Source organism: Endoryza foliicola, from assembly GCF_050589245.1.
Lineage (GTDB): Bacteria > Bacteroidota > Bacteroidia > Chitinophagales > Chitinophagaceae > Endoryza > Endoryza foliicola.
Genome location: NZ_JBOBEW010000007.1, coordinates 16,213 through 33,376 on the forward strand (window position 1 = coordinate 16,213; position 17,164 = coordinate 33,376).

Annotated in this window: 11 protein-coding genes; 7 read left to right on the plus strand and 4 right to left on the minus strand. The window is 38.8% G+C overall.

Features of this window, described 5'->3' with window-relative positions:
- Nucleotides 1-4 precede the first annotated feature (4 nt).
- Together ACQ2HE_RS15540 and ACQ2HE_RS15545 are read right to left on the minus strand one after the other, a co-directional pair.
- Complete coding sequence (locus ACQ2HE_RS15540) at nucleotides 5-1,099, minus strand: hypothetical protein (protein WP_430896992.1); 1,095 nt, start codon at nucleotides 1,097-1,099, stop codon at nucleotides 5-7.
- Nucleotides 1,100-1,101: 2 nt separating this feature from the next.
- Nucleotides 1,102-3,405 carry a hypothetical protein gene (locus ACQ2HE_RS15545; RefSeq protein WP_430902470.1) on the minus strand — a complete coding sequence of 768 codons (2,304 nt, stop codon included), beginning with the start codon at nucleotides 3,403-3,405 and terminating at the stop codon, nucleotides 1,102-1,104.
- A gap of 512 nt (nucleotides 3,406-3,917) precedes the next feature.
- Here ACQ2HE_RS15545 and ACQ2HE_RS15550 point away from each other — a divergent pair.
- The 5 genes from ACQ2HE_RS15550 (at nucleotide 3,918) to ACQ2HE_RS15570 (ending at nucleotide 10,120) form a co-directional block, all read left to right on the plus strand.
- Nucleotides 3,918-4,745 (plus strand): class I SAM-dependent methyltransferase, encoded by an 828-nt coding sequence (locus ACQ2HE_RS15550; protein ID WP_430896988.1) that lies wholly within the window; start codon nucleotides 3,918-3,920, stop codon nucleotides 4,743-4,745.
- Between the two features lie 504 nt (nucleotides 4,746-5,249).
- On the plus strand, nucleotides 5,250-6,056 hold the full coding sequence (locus tag ACQ2HE_RS15555; protein WP_430896986.1) for a glycosyltransferase family protein: 807 nt from the start codon (nucleotides 5,250-5,252) through the stop codon (nucleotides 6,054-6,056).
- A gap of 22 nt (nucleotides 6,057-6,078) precedes the next feature.
- On the plus strand, nucleotides 6,079-6,831 hold the full coding sequence (locus ACQ2HE_RS15560; RefSeq protein WP_430896984.1) for a class I SAM-dependent methyltransferase: 753 nt from the start codon (nucleotides 6,079-6,081) through the stop codon (nucleotides 6,829-6,831).
- A gap of 29 nt (nucleotides 6,832-6,860) precedes the next feature.
- Complete coding sequence (locus ACQ2HE_RS15565) at nucleotides 6,861-9,575, plus strand: LamG-like jellyroll fold domain-containing protein (RefSeq protein ID WP_430896982.1); 2,715 nt, start codon at nucleotides 6,861-6,863, stop codon at nucleotides 9,573-9,575.
- The gene (locus ACQ2HE_RS15570; RefSeq protein WP_430896980.1) at nucleotides 9,572-10,120 is read left to right on the plus strand and encodes a GNAT family N-acetyltransferase; all 549 of its coding nucleotides are present in this window, start codon (nucleotides 9,572-9,574) and stop codon (nucleotides 10,118-10,120) included. Before ACQ2HE_RS15565 ends, ACQ2HE_RS15570 begins: the two co-directional genes overlap by 4 nt.
- Here the strand turns inward: ACQ2HE_RS15570 and ACQ2HE_RS15575 are convergent.
- Nucleotides 10,117-10,554: a type I restriction enzyme HsdR N-terminal domain-containing protein gene (locus ACQ2HE_RS15575; protein WP_430896978.1), complete on the minus strand. Its 438-nt coding sequence runs from the start codon at nucleotides 10,552-10,554 to the stop codon at nucleotides 10,117-10,119. The genes ACQ2HE_RS15570 and ACQ2HE_RS15575 overlap by 4 nt on opposite strands.
- Nucleotides 10,555-10,635: 81 nt before the next feature.
- Here ACQ2HE_RS15575 and ACQ2HE_RS15580 point away from each other — a divergent pair, with 81 nt between their 5' ends.
- Both ACQ2HE_RS15580 and ACQ2HE_RS15585 read left to right on the plus strand, forming a co-directional pair.
- Nucleotides 10,636-11,406: an AMP nucleosidase gene (locus tag ACQ2HE_RS15580; RefSeq protein WP_430896976.1), complete on the plus strand. Its 771-nt coding sequence runs from the start codon at nucleotides 10,636-10,638 to the stop codon at nucleotides 11,404-11,406.
- Between the two features lie 77 nt (nucleotides 11,407-11,483).
- Nucleotides 11,484-13,157, plus strand: a complete 1,674-nt coding sequence (locus ACQ2HE_RS15585; RefSeq protein ID WP_430896974.1) for an ABC transporter ATP-binding protein — start codon at nucleotides 11,484-11,486, stop codon at nucleotides 13,155-13,157.
- Between the two features lie 3 nt (nucleotides 13,158-13,160).
- Here ACQ2HE_RS15585 and ACQ2HE_RS15590 read toward each other — a convergent pair whose 3' ends face one another.
- Nucleotides 13,161-16,835, minus strand: a complete 3,675-nt coding sequence (locus ACQ2HE_RS15590; RefSeq protein WP_430896972.1) for a TraB/GumN family protein — start codon at nucleotides 16,833-16,835, stop codon at nucleotides 13,161-13,163.
- Between the last annotated feature and the right edge of the window lie 329 nt (nucleotides 16,836-17,164).

Genomic DNA, 17,164 nt, shown 5'->3' on the forward strand with positions numbered 1-17,164 from the left:
TCGCTTATTTCTTTGTGTAATTAAAATTTCCTTTGAATACTATTTCGTCACCATTTAACACCTGAACAGTGTAATCTTGTCCCGAACGAATTTTACCTTTCAAAGCCGCCGTCAAGTAATTCCCTCCATAAAACACTTCTTGCTCTTTTGACCACATCAACTTACCCTTCGAGTCACGAACTACGATCAGCCCTTTATAAGTTTTGAGATATGAGTAAAACAATACACTCAAATCAGTTGATTTAAGACTAAAATGACTTGCAGCTTCTGTACTCTGCTTTAATTCATAGTACGTTATACCTTTTACAATTGGTACCTCTCTATCCTTTCCCGATAAGGAGAAAGTCCAAACTTCACTTTCCATCGCGGGATTCAATCCATTTTTGGCATAAACCCGCCATGCATAGACTTTCCCTGTATCTAATTGCCGTTGCGTTGTCGGAAACTGAAGATTACTCTGCATCACTCTTCTTTGAAAAAGCACTGGCATATTATTTTGTATGGCTTCTAAAGGAGATTGATTGGGAAACACTTCAGTTAACACAAGATCATAGTTCAAGTCTTGAAAAAGCTGAAGCGGCGCGGGGGGTATCCACGAAAACAATGGTTTGGATTCAACCAAACTCGCACTGTCAGCCGGATATATCAATTGCGGTCTGGTCAACGCATCTACTGTTACTTGCACGCACTCTTCAGCAGAATAACTCTCCAAGTAACCGGGATTATTAAAAATCGTATAACAAACCTTGTAAGACCCCAATGGTAAAAAACCCTGTAAGAATCCATTTAAATTAAATCGAGGAGACACCGACTGATACTGAACGGGCTCAGCATCAGAAAACCGGATTGCCTTGCCTCCGCGTCCTAACGTAATCGGTTTTGAAACGGATGCAAACAGCAGTTGATTCTCATTGATACTGTAGACGCTTACACCCACGGCGATCTTTTGATCAGCAGCACTCGCATTCATGAGTGTTATGCTCCACAGCTGATGCTTGGTTACCAGCCCTCCCGGGATCTCAGGAGCAACGATGGTCACTTGAGAATAGACCCCAGAAACCAACAACAGACTAAGTATTACCAACTGTATTTTTCTCATTTCTAGAATGTTTTATAGTATGTTAATCGACCATATTCGTTTTTCACAATTGAATTCAACATATATGGAACATAGGTCCTGTCAAATGAGACAGAAACATCACCCAAAATGCCAACTTTGAGATTTATGCTCCCTCCATACCCCTTGTACAAACTCTTACTCCCTTGCAGAACGCTTAACTTTAGATTTGAACTAAAACTCAGCCACTGAAAAGGAGAATAACTACATTCGGTTTCAACTGTGTTAAATGCTGTTCTATTTGACACTTGTGAACTCAAGTTCAACCCTACCATTACCTTCTTTAAAACAACAGAATTTGACCATTGAACACTTGAAAAATCATTCAGATAAGAACCACTATCTTTCGAACTTCCTTTAAACTGATTAAACATCAGCATACTCGTCCCAAACTGCTTCCCAATTTTAAAGTTCTTAACAGCAGTAGCCATTAAAGTCCTGTATTGATGGATGCTCAGGCTATTGTCTGAAAGTTTTAACACCTGCTGTGTTGGATAGTACCCAATGGAAAAAAACGGCAGGCTTTTAAACCTGAAACTAGCAAATGCCGATGCCACAATGCTTGCGGAACGATATGTTAGAATGGAAAAAGGATTGGAATACTCGTTTTGCTGTATTGATCCTTGAAACTGAATCCGCTTCTTCAGAAAGCTTTGTTTCACCTTGAAATGCCATCCAATCTGATAGCTTCCAGTATTGATGACAGAAAAGGACTGATATTTCGCGCCCAAATATTTTACACCGGCTTGAACAGTAAGATCAATTTTCTTAAACCCCTGAACATATTTCAATGAGTACGCTTCGTTATGGCGTTCAGAAAAGTTCGAAATACCGCGCATCCATTTAACCCCATTCAGTGTATCCAAAATATAATAAGGAGCCGAAGATTTAGCTATTTCCATTGTCAGCAAACCATTAGAACCAATTCGTTTGGCTGCTTCTAAGCTAATACCGGCTAAATTATTCCCCGGCTGTATTAATTGATTGCTCTGAGCATTCAAAATAGAATTAAAACTTTGTCGTTGCCCATAGAAATAGCTCAATACAACATGATCTTTATCTATGAATCCTTTACCCACGCGAATCATCGCGAATTTTTGACCCTTTACCGAGGCATTTCGAACAATATAGTCTCTGAACCTGAAATCAATCTTTCCGGCAGTTACTGCAAAATAGTAGCCTGGGTTAACCTCCAAATTGATTCCATTCAAGCTCAACTGACGAACAGTTAAATCGGAATAATTCACAACCGTTCTACCCAGTGAAACGGTTTTCACTGAAAACAAAATCTTGTAGATTCTTGCCAGTCTTGCATTTCTTATATTACTAGTGTCAAACACATTCTCCTCCGCCAATTTAGAATAATCTAAATTTTTATAGGATTGTATAGAATCCCTCGCTGCTCCTATTTTCTTTTTCAGCTTTTCAATTTTGTTGATCAGCGAATCGTACTTTTCCTTGTTGGTATCAACCATTCCACGTAACCGAGAAGCAGTATCAAATTTTGTAGAGGGAATTTTTGACTGTATGCTACTTACTGAAGAATCACCCTTATGCTGAAATGACTTAAAATAATTCATTCCCTTTCTTTCACCACGATCAATCAATGCTCGCAGTGAGTCTTCATACAAATCATACTTCGTTTCTTGTTGCTGGAGAAAAAGCCTTTCATTTCGCTCTGTTTCAATCTGGGGGGCATTCGGCATTGAAAGACTCATGTACTTTTCCGTAAGATCGGGAGTAAGTGGCTTTACAAGAGCTAATAGAGAATCAAGTTCTTTTTGATACTGACTCAATCTAGTATTCACCTGATCGCGAAAAGCCCTGAGTAAAAGCCTTTTAAAATCTTCAGCATTGTAATTTAAGCCCAGGTCAAAATAATCTTTAAAAAGCGACGAATTATTAAAGCGATAGCTAAAGTTAATATTAAATGGATATCGCTCCTTAAAGACGCCCTGTAAACGGCCCTGAACAGTCTGCTGCATAAGATTTCTCTCAGAAACCGGGGTATCAATAAAAGCCTGATAATTATTTGTGTAACTAATGTACCCTGTTAACGTTAGTACACTATGACGAGAAAACATCGGATTGGGTAAAACACTAGTATCCCCTTGAATGGAAATAGCTTGTGGCTCATTTACAATAATATATCTGAGTGATGAAAAGTTCTTACAAGATGACAAGATGGGGATAGAGAAGATTCCACCGGAACCAAGCTGAGGGAGCGTATCGGCCGAATTCACTATACGGAAGTGTTGGCCAGCAGTTTGAGCTTGGTTAAGGTTCATAAACACAAAGAAAGCTAATGCTATACAAACAATGTATCGCAAAAGAGTACTTTAAAAGGATGAACAAAAAGGTTTAAAAAAGGCGTCGGGTCTCGAATTTCAAATCGAATATAGGTAATGTTATATATACAAAAATCAAAACACTATATTTTTTTCTAAAACAATCCTGTATTAGAATAAAATATAGAATGCGTAAAGTAGTAAAAACCTAATGTAACTAATTGACATCCTTGGATCCTAAATGAATAATTCGATCTTTTCAAACCCAGCAAAAAATAGGCGCTTATAAAATTTAAGGTATACAAACATATTGCTCAAATCCAGAACAATCCTGCCCCTTTTTTAAACTCAAGTATTTGTTTTACACTATTCCAAAATACGTTTGAGCAGCTGGCATAGGAGAATTTTATAATCTTTGCAATTTACTTCTTTTAGAAATTATATTTTTTGAATTAAAATAACCATAACTTAATCTCCAATATTATTTAATTAAACCTCAAAAATTTCCTTTTATGCATTTTACAGCTCATAACGTTCTTTTAGATTCAGGAGAACGAACTATGAACGACAAATTAGTTTTGATTTCCGAAAGCAAAGTTTGGTCTTCAGCCAATCAAATACTCGACTTTGTTTTTCCAAAAGAAAGTTTTGATCGATCTAAACTGAGAGCGGTTGATATAGGTTGCTTGGAGGGAGGGTATAGCGTTGAACTGGCAAGAAGCGGTTTTGATACACTTGGAATCGAAGCAAGACAAACGAATTTGGATAAATGTAACTATGTTAAATCTGGGTTGAATTTAGCAAATCTTAAATTTGTTAAAGATGATGCAAAAAATATAGAGTCATACGGTAAATTTGACGTTACGTTCTGTTATGGCTTATTATATCACTTGGAAAATCCTGCCAAATTCCTTGAAGCACTATCTAGAACTACTAGCAAGCTTCTCCTTCTTCACACCCATTATGCGCCTGAACGGGACATCCGTTATGAATTGGGGATGCTCAACTCTAGGTATCTTGCCCCACTTCATAAGCGAGTTCAATTTTTGTCATCTTCAAGAAACTATCGTCTTTCCAAAAAGACTATTCATGAGGGTTATCGAGGAAGATGGTATTCGGAATGGAGTCCTAACTCTACAAAATCTAAAATCGAAAACCTTTTATGGGCTTCCTACAGCAATTCCAAGTCATTCTGGCTTCTGAAAAAGGATTTAACTGAAATCCTTTATAAGGTCGGCTTTGATTATGTTTTTGAACAGCATAATTTTACTGGAGATATTTTTGACCATAGTACAGTTGAGTATATTAATAGAAGTATGTTTGTCGCCTTGAAGAAGTAAGAATTAATTCTTTTGTTTTAAAAATTTTAGAAGAGTTATAGATATCTAAAATAAACGTTTTGTGCAATTAACTAGTATCTCATAAAATATTTAAGACCGTTATTTCAATAGCATAACAAGTTAAAATAAATAAAATAATGTATTGTTAGTGTATCTAATAGAAGAGTTCAAAAAAGTATTTAAAAACCAATACATCTAAGTATTGATGCCAATTAACTGAGATGGAATTTTTCATTTAGAATATATTTCTGAAGTATTAGGTGATTTCTGTTCCGAACTAGAAGTTGGGAGATACGGGTTCTAGATAGTACTATTTTAACAGCCGATCATTTTTAATAACTTCATTTACAACATCATTACATTCGAAACTCAAAATTGAATTGCTGTCATTTATGTTTATGAAAGATGAATAGAAAATGGCAATATGTAGTTTACTTAATCACGCTAGATTTAGTACAGGCAGAAATCAGTACATTTGCAACTAGTAAAACAATTCAAAACGACATGAGAATTGCAGCAGTAACTATCCTTTATAACCCACCAAATGATTTTATCGCAAACATATTGACTTATAAGGATCATATTGAGAAATTGTATTTAATTGACAATTCTCCTAACCCACTATTACTAGACCTTGGCGCACTTAGCGAAAAGGCTGTGTACTACTGGGACGGGTACAATAAGGGAATTGCCCAAAGACTAAATGAAGCATGCTCGAAGGCCATTAAAGATGGATATTCATTCTTGCTAACAATGGATCAAGACTCCAGTTTCAATGAATCACAAATATCTGGCTATCTTAGGTCTGTCGAAATCAAGATGAAAAGTGGCGCCTACTCAATGATCGGTATCAGATATTATCAGCTTAAACAACAAATCACTAAAGACGAAATTGAAAATAGCATTCTAATAACGTCAGGATCAGTTGTGAACTTAGATGCATTTAAAAAAATTGGAGAATTCGATGAGTCATTTTTTATAGATGAAGTCGATACAGAATATTGCATTCGATCCCTTAAAATCGGATATCGTACTGCGCTTTTGAACATGTTTTTTCTAAACCATTCAGAAGGGATAAAAAAGAAAATCTCTATCTTTGGTATTATTAAAATGACTAGAATGATACATTCACCAATTAGAATGTATTACAAAGTCAGAAACATTCGAAAAGTTAGAAAAAAGCATCCTGAATTCAAGCATCTAGTTCCTCTAAGGTATATATTCAATGTTATTAAAAATAACCTGGTTTATAGTAACTTTAGGATAAAATCATTTTTCTATATTTTAAAAGGCCTTTTCGAAAAGATATAATTATTAAAATTTTGAATACAAAATGAACGACTTAGAACTTTACTTTAGAAACAACGATAAAAGACTAATACACAAATGGGCTCATTATTTTGAAATATACGAGCGCCACTTCGCTAAATATAGAAATAAACCAATAACGATTCTTGAAATTGGCGTATTTCAAGGTGGAAGTTTACAAATGTGGAAGTCCTATTTTGGCCATTCAGCTCAAATTTTTGGAGTTGATATAGAACCGAGATGCAAGGAATTTGAGGAAGATAATATACAAATTTTTATTGGTTCGCAATCAGACCCACAATTCTTAGAGAGTTTGAAGACAAAAATCCCCAAAGTTGATATTCTGATTGATGATGGAGGTCACACAATGCTACAACAAATAACAACTTTCAACCATCTTTTTGAACACATAAAGGACGATGGGGTCTATTTAATTGAAGACTTGCATACAAGTTATTGGATTGACTATGGAGGAGGCCATAAAAGACCTGGAACTTTTATTGAGTTTAGTAAACAATTTATTGATCAACTAAACGCTTTTCACAGTCAAGAGAATTCACTTAAGGTAACCAAATTTTCTGAAAATGTTTCTTCTATTCATTACTACGATAGTGTAATGGTTATTGAAAAAAAGAAAAAACTTCCATTAAAATCAGAAGCGACAGGAACTGCAAAATACACGTTTAATGTAATCAAATTAAATAGGAAAGAAAAAATCAAGCGTAAGATTGAACTTATTCTCCGTTACTTGGGGATAAAAAGCATTTTGTATCCCTAATTTGACTTAATAATTTTCTTGTGCGGTACATGTATAGTAAACGAGGGGTGATCAGCATTCAGAGAATATTGCTTGTTGTAATGATGATGAGCATTTGTAACTATGCGTTTTCGCAAGTAAACTTAACCAATGGACTAATTGCCTATTATCCATTGAACGGCACCGCTACTGATGCTTCCGGTAATAACCTGAATGGTGTTATTATGGGGAACCCCCAACCTACAACCGACCGTTTCAACAACCCAAACAGTGCAATGAGGTTTGACGGCGCTAACGACTACATTGTAGTAAACGATGCAGGTAAACTCTCTACTAAAGCGATTACTGTGGCTGCAATGATAAACACAGAAGTTGCAGGTGGTCAGATGATCCTCGGTAAAATCGAATATGGCACCGGCTATGCTGCAACCTACAACTTAGGAATAAACTATGATGTTCAATACGGATATTTTTTTGGAACGACCCCCTTCACAGCTTCTTGTTTTCAACAATACTTGTATGATCCAAGCAATCCATTTGCAAGAACGACCAACAATTTCAGTACCAATCAATGGCATTGCTTGGTAGGGAGTTTCGAAAACAATACTCTGAAAATTTATGTAGATGGAGTGCTCGCCGACGTGAAGACAACCACATATCAAAACTTACTTGAGTGTACTAACACACAGCTTTTAATTGGAAGCTGGTGGGCAGGAGATCCTCTCCGTTTTAAAGGCAAAATAGATGATGTTCGTATCTACAATCGAGCGCTCAATACAGACGAAGTTGCGGCGTTATGTGAGGTTCAAAACACGCTTTGCAACGGAACATTGGGCGACCCTGTAGTGAATATCACTTTTGGATCAGGTAACAATCCTGCTTCCGATTTACCCACTACTGTTCCGGGAGCTTCTACTACTTTGAACTACCTGGCTGTAACGGGCAATCCTGCCACCCCTGTTCCCAATGATGGTCAATACACTATCACCAACAATGTTCCTGCCAACCAAGGTTGGTTCATGGGTGCGCCTGATCATACTCCAGGTGATAACAATGGTTATATGGCTTTTTACAATTCGCAAGCAACAGCGGGATTGGAATTCTACAAACAAACCATCTCCAACCTTTGTGGAGGCACTTCCTATGAATTTGCGGCATGGGTGGCCAATTGTCTTGATCTAAACAAAGGAAACGGAGTGGATCCTGATGTTACTTTTCAAATCACCAAACTGGATGGTACCGTACTTGGTAGCTACACAACTGGCCCTATTACAGAAAGCACTTCCATGACTTGGCGCCAATACGGATTTTATTTCACCCTCCCAACAACGGAATCGAGCGTAATACTAAAAATGATCAACAATGCTCCCGGAGGTGCTGCTTTACCCGGTAATGATTTAGCTATCGATGATATTACATTCAGGCCTTGTGGACCTTTGTCAACAGCTTCTTTAGACCCTGTTTCGAAAAAAGACAGTGTAAGTATTTGTGAAGGCAGTTCCATCCAGCTTTACGGAACTATCCAAAGTGGGTATAGTACTCCGGCGTATAGATGGCAAGTAAGCACCGGAAACAATGCTTGGACAGATATCCCCAACTCAAATGCATTATCCATTAACGTTACTCCAAATTATAACAATGGCACTTATGTGATCTATCGTATGGTAGCCGCTGAAAGCACAAATATTAACTCTATCAATTGTAGAATTACCACGAATATTCTCTATGCCCGAGTGAATCAGCTACCCGATGGGAACCTTGTTGGTGATACCATATGTGCAAATACGCAAGCCAAACTTTTGTTTCATAAACTCAAAGGTGTTGGACCTTTTACTATTAGTTATCAAGATCCACAGGGAAATCTAATAGTGCAACCCAATATAGAAAGCGACCTTACATTCAATGCTCCTAACATTCTTACTGCTAATGCAAACTATAAGCTATTGAGCATAACGGATAAAAACGGATGTATAAATTCCCCTTCATCCAATACTGATGCCGTGGTTGCCATACAGCCTGCCATTTTCAACACTCCTAAAGGCGGTTCTATTTGCTTTGGCAAGTCTATTACATTAGACGGTGCGAATGGAAGTCAATCACAGTACACTTGGTCGCCTGCCAGTACTTTGAGCAATGCCAGCATTGTCAATCCGGTAGCAAGGCCCACAACAACTACTACCTATCAAGTTGCCATTGTTTCATCAACATGCGGATACCAGAAAAGCTTCGATGTTGAAGTAGCAGTTCTTCCTTTGCCCGATATTGCAGTAACCAAGTCGAATGACATCACTTGCGACCTTCCTTACGCGCAATTAACAGCAAGTGGTGGCGTATCTTATGTGTGGTCACCCGCCTCTACATTAGCCGATGCCGGAGCAGTATCCACAAAAGCGACTCCAACCACTTCTACCACCTATTTGGTTACCGGCACAGGTGCCAATGGCTGTACAGACACTGCTTCCATCTATGTAGATGTTAATAAAACCGGAAGACCCGTATTTGCTGTACCCAATGCATTTACCCCTAACGGAGATGGAAAAAATGATTGCTTCGGTATTCGATCATGGGCAAATGTAAATATCACTGAGTTTTCAGTTTTCAATCGCTGGGGGCTTCGACTGTTTTCAACGAAAGATGCATCAGATTGTTGGGATGGAAAATTTAGAGGAGAAGCGCAACCAGCCGGTGGATACACGTATGTTATTAAAGGAGAAGGATTATGCGGGCCGGTAATTCGAACAGGTATTGTAATTTTGGTGCGATGAGTATGAAAAGAATCAATCCCGCAACCATATCTTTCGAAGAAATCCCCATTACTGTTCATTACCTAGAACAACCGTCTCCTACCCCTTCTGTAGTAACGTTGCCGGAGAATGTGAGCGCAGTGCTGTGGTCGACGCCGAGAGACGTACACGAATACCGCAGTTTGTATTATTCAGTGGGTGAAAAATGGAATTGGCTGGATCGAATTTTTATGGAAGATGAGGCCTTGAATGAGGCAATTAACAACGATCAAACCAGCATCTACCTGTTTCAATACCTCGGTGAAACCATTGGCTATATTGAATTGGTTGATTTAACGGATGCAGTGGAAATTCAATACTTCGGATTGTTTCCTGAACATACGGGTAAAGGCTGGGGACCCGCTTTGCTCAATTGGGTCATCAATAAAGCAGCAGGTTATGGGAAACCCAAAATACAATTGAATACTTGCTCACTCGATCATCCCAAAGCCTTGCAAGTCTATAAAAAAGCAGGATTTGTAGAAATAAAACAAGAATTTCCGATTCGAAAAAGAAGAATAAACTAAGTCCACAACGGGAACTGTTCAATGGGTACCAAGGTCCCGTCTCTACGCTCCCACCCCAAAGTATAGCTGCCATTTGTGATAACCAAATACGGTGCAGGAATACTAATACCGTAGCGCATCACTTGTTCCAACACTTTCACATCTAAGTTCACATCCATGGCCTTGCATTCAATCATGAGCCAAGGTTGATGATTTCTATCGTACACCAACACATCGAAACGCTTTTTCATTCCACCTAAGTCCAACTCTTTTTCTATGGCAATCAATGCCGAAGGGTAGTTTAGCGTGTTGGTTAAGTAAAGCAATACATGTTGACGCACCCACTCTTCAGGACTCAGCGTTACCCACAATTTCCTCCATTCATCGAAAATGAGCGTTTTACCCAATTCTGTTTTGGTTCTGAAATCATGTTTTGGATAGTTTATCGCGATCATTGCTGCGAAATAACTAAATTTGTGGGATTAATCCGCCCATGACCCTATTCTTTGATATTTACTAACATTAAAGCCAACAACATGAAAACAAAGCAAGAAATCGTTGAAAACTGGCTCCCACGCTACACCGGAGAAAAACTGGAGAACTTCGGAAAGTACATCCTTCTCACCAACTTCAGTAATTATGTGAAGCTTTTCGCCGAATGGCACAACGTGCCCATCGTAGGTGCAGATCGCCCCATGCAGTGCGCTACTGCAGAAAACATCACAATTATCAATTTTGGAATGGGAAGTCCAACAGCAGCAACTGTTATGGATCTGATGACTGCCATTGAGCCCAAAGCCGTTCTTTTTCTAGGTAAATGCGGCGGACTCAAAAAGAGAAATCAAATTGGCGACCTTATTCTTCCAATCGCTGCTATTAGAGGAGAAGGTACTTCCAACGACTATTTCCCTCCCGAAGTTCCTGCCTTACCTGCCTTCGCTTTGCAAAAAGCGGTATCTACTACCATTCGTGAACATGAAGTAGATTATTGGACAGGCACCGTTTACACCACCAACCGTAGAGTGTGGGAACACGACGAACAGTTCAAAGAATACCTCCAGAAAGTGCGTGCGTATGCCATCGACATGGAAACGGCTACCATCTTCTCTGTAGGTTTCTACAACAAGATCCCTACTGGAGCCCTACTCTTGGTAAGTGATCAACCAATGACTCCTGAAGGAGTAAAAACAGAAGAGAGTGATAAGAAAGTAACCGGCAATTTTGTAGAAAGACATATCAAAATTGGAATCGATTCATTGAAACAATTGATCGATGATGGTTTAACGGTTCGTCACCTCAAATTCTAAACTGCCAAAGGAATAGCATCCAATTCGGATGCTGCCCTTTACCGGCGGTAATCTGCAGAGTTTTGTATCTTCACAACATGCTTTCACGCTCCCCGTTACTGGAAGTAAAGAACTACTCACTATCTTTTGCAAACAGCCCACAAAAACCGGCTGTCAATAGCATTGATTTCACCATCCAAACAAACGAATTAGTGGCACTGGTGGGTGAATCAGGATCGGGGAAATCAGTAACTGCTTTATCTCTGTTAGGTCTTCTTCCAAAAAAAAGTATTGGCAAACAATCGGGTTCACTTCTCTATACCAAAAAAGATGGATCGCAAATTGATCTTTTGAATTGCGATGAAGCAATGCTTGAAAGCATTAGAGGAACCGAAATTGCAATGGTTTTTCAAGAACCCATGAGCTCTTTAAACCCACTAATTACCGTTGGGGAACAGATTTCGGAAGCAATCAGAAAACATAAAAAACTCAAGTCCAAAGCGGCATTTTCGGAAGCAGTGTCTCTATTAGAACTACTGAAAGTTCCGAATCCCTCAGAAACCTATTATAAATACCCGCATCAGTTGAGTGGCGGACAAAAGCAGCGCGTAGTGATTGCGATAGCAATGTGCTGTGAACCGCGTCTGTTAATCTGCGACGAACCCACTACTGCCCTAGATGTAACTGTACAAGCATCGATTCTTGAAACATTAAAAGAACTTCAACGCAATACAGGAATTGGCATCTTGTTCATAACGCATGATTTAGGTGTGGTTTCAGAAATTGCGGATCAAACTATTGTATTGTATCGTGGCGAATTGATTGAAAAAGGACCGACCAAACAATTGCTTCAAAATCCAGAGCAAGAGTATACGAAAGCATTGATTCAATGCAGACCGCAAGCGGATTACAAAGGGCGCCTTTTACCAACGGTTGAATCAATTCTTAGAAATGATTCCGTACACAACAAAGTATTTCAAAGTACAACAAGCACTCAGCCTTTCATTGAAATCAAGAATTTAAATGTTCGTTTTGTAACCAAACGAAATTGGTTGGGGAAACCGAAAGCATATTATCAAGCACTAAAAGATATCAACCTTACCATCTACAAAGGAGAAACACTGGGTATTGTGGGCGAAAGCGGTTCGGGTAAAACAACACTGGGGAAAGCGCTCTTGCAATTGATTCCTGCCGACTCAGGCGATGTGTTGTTGAATGGAACTGCTATTGGTCAACTTTCTAACTCAGAACTCAGGAAAAATCTGCAATTGGTATTCCAAGATCCCTTTTCAAGTTTGAACCCTTCCATGACCATTGAACAAGCATTAACTGAACCCATGAAAGTGCATGGAATGGGAAACAATCACCAAGAAAGAAAAAGCAAGGTGATTGAGTTATTGGAAAAAGTTCAACTTTCAAAAGACATCCTTCCACGCTATCCACATGAATTCAGTGGAGGTCAGCGCCAAAGAATTGTGATTGCCCGTGCCCTTACTTTGAATCCAGCCTGTATGGTTTGTGATGAATCGGTTGCAGCATTGGATGTAAGTGTTCAAGCGCAAGTTTTAAACCTTCTTCAAGAATTAAAAGAAAGTTTTCAATTCACCATTCTATTCATCACACACGATTTGAATGTAGTACATTATATTAGTGACCGAATCCTCGTCATGAACAATGGTTCCATTGTTGAAACTGGCACTGCACACGATGTATTTTATCATCCTCAGATGCCCTACACTCAACAATTATTAAGTGCGATCCCTAGGTTCTAAAATCTATTCTTCCTCATCGTCATCTGTGAATCGGTTGTAACGATTGAACTGATTGGCATAGAATCTTCCGGATGGACGAAGACCAAACAAGTACCCATTCAAAGAGCGCTGAGCTGCTTTCAATGCCTTATCCAAATCTTTCAATACTTCTTCTGGCTTATGCGTGAAATCCATATCCAAATGGTTTCTTGAAAAATCGATGAGGCCGAATCCCGCAATACGCCAAGGACCTTTCTCTGTTTTACGATACTTTAAAATATAAAACCAACCCGAGTCGGTTTTACTTTGTACCCATTGCTTTTTAATAACTTCAATTTCACTCAATGAATCTATTTCCAACTCCGAAACCAAGGCGGTTTCCAAAAGTTTATTTTCTGATTTGTACTCCGGCGACATGCAATCCAATTGCTTTAAAACATACAAGCCCTCGTACAATTTCTTCCGCTCCTTTTGATTTTTTTCAGTGCTTATTAATAGCACATGATCTACGGGTACTCCCTGTCCAATTAACTCCAACAATGCTTTTGTTCGAGTAGCTCCAACCGGGAACTTCAATGCAGTTGCAAAGATCTTTTGCACCTGTGCATTTTCTTTGTAATAGGGAGCCAGCAGTGTGAAATACTTTTCCAAATCAGGATGGGTACTTTTTCTGGAACCATAGAAATCAACATTAGAAGAAGCTGCATCAATTTGTTCATTTTGAACCGTATTAACCGCTTTCTTCAATTCGATCTTTGCATCAAAAATCATCTTCGTCAATTCCGGACTGAATTCAGGTTTGTACAATCCCGAATCTTTGATTGTGACCAGTAAATCGAGGATCGGTTCTTTATAGCTTTCAATTGATATCAACTTATTGATTTCAGGAAACAAGAGGGTTGCCAATTTCAAACTGTCTTCAAAAGGTGAGAATAGCTCCTCATATTCGTTGTTCTCTTCAAAAACCGGAGGATCATTTACAATTAATTTCAAAAAAGTGGTCACGGCAAGTTTCTCGTCCATATTGGCTAGGGCTTGTAATACCGCGTTTTGATAACGAGTAGTGTCGGCGTTGGCATCATACAATTCTTGCAAATATTGAACCCGCTGTACTAAACTGGTACTATCTTTTATATACCCCAATTCGCGAATCAATTGCTCCTTGGTTGCAACATATTCCTTTTTGTCTCTGGTACCGGTTTCAATTGCCTTCTTCAAAAAAGTCCAGCCGGTCTTTCCAAAATAGGTATCATTGATGGCCTTTCGTGCTTTCAATGCTAATAAGGAATCACTGCTGGAGAAGTCGGCATACCAGCGCTCCATGGGAGACTTAAAAATGGATACACTGTCTATCCGAGGCAACAATTCGAAACTGTTAAAGAATTCCAGTTGAGCTTCATCCAAGCCGGCATTGGCGTCGAAGTCGGTTGAAACAACAACCATTCGATTTCCGTTCAATACTACTTTTTTGCGAATGGCTTTTTGAGACGCTGTATCACGAAGCACTAAATCAAATCCCGAAACCATCCGATTGGACCAAAACGTATCGACTTTTTGATATATTAAGGAATTCGGCGCAAACGGATCCCAGAAATACTGCTTCCAAAACTTAGTACTGTCTTTATTGTAATATTCTCCCTTAAAATCAATGGCAGTTACGAATATTCCCGATTTCAGGGAACGATCCATAAAACTGGCATTTTTATATACCGTCTGAAACTGACTACCATACTCACGTTTATTGATCAGGTCTTTCTCTGCCGCCATTAAATCTTGTGTACGCTGCTCTGTTTTCGGATAATAAGAGGTTTTCACTTTGAAAAGCAGACTTGAATCTATGAACCAAGTTGGCTTCTCACTTGACGTAAGACCTACTAATTTAGAACTTGGGATAAGACCACTCAATTCAGGCTGGTTTTCTACGTAGAAACTAAAGTATCCACCTGTGGCAACATACTGTGCATATAATTTATTGCCATCAGTAGTTTCATAACTAACCTTTAGCAATCCCCCACTTGGAGTCATTGTAAAGCTTCTTGACAATTCTTTTTTAATGATCGGAACTTGTTCAAAATTGAACGCTAAAATGGCCAATGAGAAACTATCTTCTTCTATTAGATCGTGCTGATCCAATCGGAATGTCATTTGCAAACTTGCTTTGCTATTGGCCGTATCTACCATTCCAATTTGATACCCCTTGAAATAATCGCCCCAATATTTTGGTTTGTTTATTTGCGTGAGGATCGATTTAGACTTAGGTTTATTTGGCAATTCATTTTCGGCGGAATACTGTGGTAATTTGATTGAATTGAAGAATTTGGTCACTTCAGCTCCTGAAGTGTATTGATCGGGACCGTTTACTTTGAACACAAAAACTTCAAAAGGCGAAACCAATATCTGATAACGCTGGCTGTCGCCTTTTCTGGTTTTGTTTACAATATCAAATCCTGAAAAAACACCTCTGGTAATTTTAGTTTTAGAAATTATTTTCCCGGGAATGTTTTCATATAACAGACTATCGATGGTTTCAATTACTTTGTTCTTATTCAAATCGGTGATTACACTGTAATACGGCACCCTGCTTAAGAGGTAGTATACTCCGTTCGACATATCGGAGTATTGATAAGTTTGATATGCCCTATTATCGGTGCGGCGGTAGAAAGGACCGGGCATTTGTGCAGCTATGCCTAGTTCAGGAACGGCATACTCAGCGAGTGTGACCGGTGCTTTTATTTTATCAATTTGATCTTTCTGTGCGGCGTCTCTATTCACCATATAAATGGGTCTTAGTGTATACCCCATTCTTCGTAAAATTTCAATAACACCTCTTTCACCCGCTAGATGCGCAGCTCCTACCCCCACAAATAATTTCTTTCCCGACTTCATGATACTATCCATCGAAGCCGCTTGAATTTCATTTCTCAAGTAGAGGAATTTTTCATTGTAGGCTTTTGATTCACTCACAATGGTTTCCATAGAATCGAGCAAATCGAGATCGCCCTTCCGATACGCTTCATTGATTTTACCATAGGCTTCTGTTCGGCCTACTTCTCTGTCTTCCTCTTCTTTTTTAGTTTGGTTGGATTCTACTATTTCTTCGTTGATCTGATCGGCCTTGGCTTGAAGAATAACCTCCTGTGTTCTTCTGTAATGCTCTACTCCTGTAGTTTGCTTGCCCAGTTTGCGAGCTGTTTGATAGATGTACAGATCTAAATAAGTGTTCTCTTCGAAATTTTCGTTGCCTTGATAATTGCGGTATAGGAGTCCGTTTGAAATGGAGGGTTCCTCTTTTAATGCTGATTTTATTTGAGGTTTGAAAGCGGGGAAACTAAGATGGAAAGGCCGGATGAAGTTGTCGGCGGTAGCGTTTTGGTACACTTGATAATTTTGCACCTCTTCTTCGTATCGGTACAATTGATCTTGCCATTCTAAAGGATCCAATTCAATGGCTACTACATCCGATTGCTTGATGCCTAGATAAAAAGAGTCGCTCAAATGAAACACCATTTTGCTACTCACGTGCATGGTTCCAAAGAGGTACGATTTCTTAGGGTCTCCTTTTTTAGAGATCTCCCAAAGCAAACTGGGGTATTTTCCGGTAGGTCGTTGTGCTGAAACTACATTCATGAACAAGCCGAGCACACAAAGTAAAAGGAAGGGTTTGTAATTCATATTCGGTTTGTAAAGGTTAGGATGCATTTCTTGAAAAATTCAATACGAAACGCCTAGGTGTAAACGAAAATTACCAATTTAAAGGAGCAAACAAGCTACTAAAACGGTAAATCTTTCATAAAACCTCTTTATAATTTACAAAATATTAATTATCAACAAATTGCAAGTTATCCACTTGTATTTCAAGGGTGTGAAACTTAAATTTTAAAAATGCGGGTTAAGAGTGTACCTTTGCACGCTTATAAAGACCAACGTTCAATTAGAATCGGGTGCCGTAAGACCTGGTTTTAGTGATCCTCACTACCGCCTTGGCTCCTCTTCTGTTTGCGTTGGGCATCCATTAAAAAATCAATCTA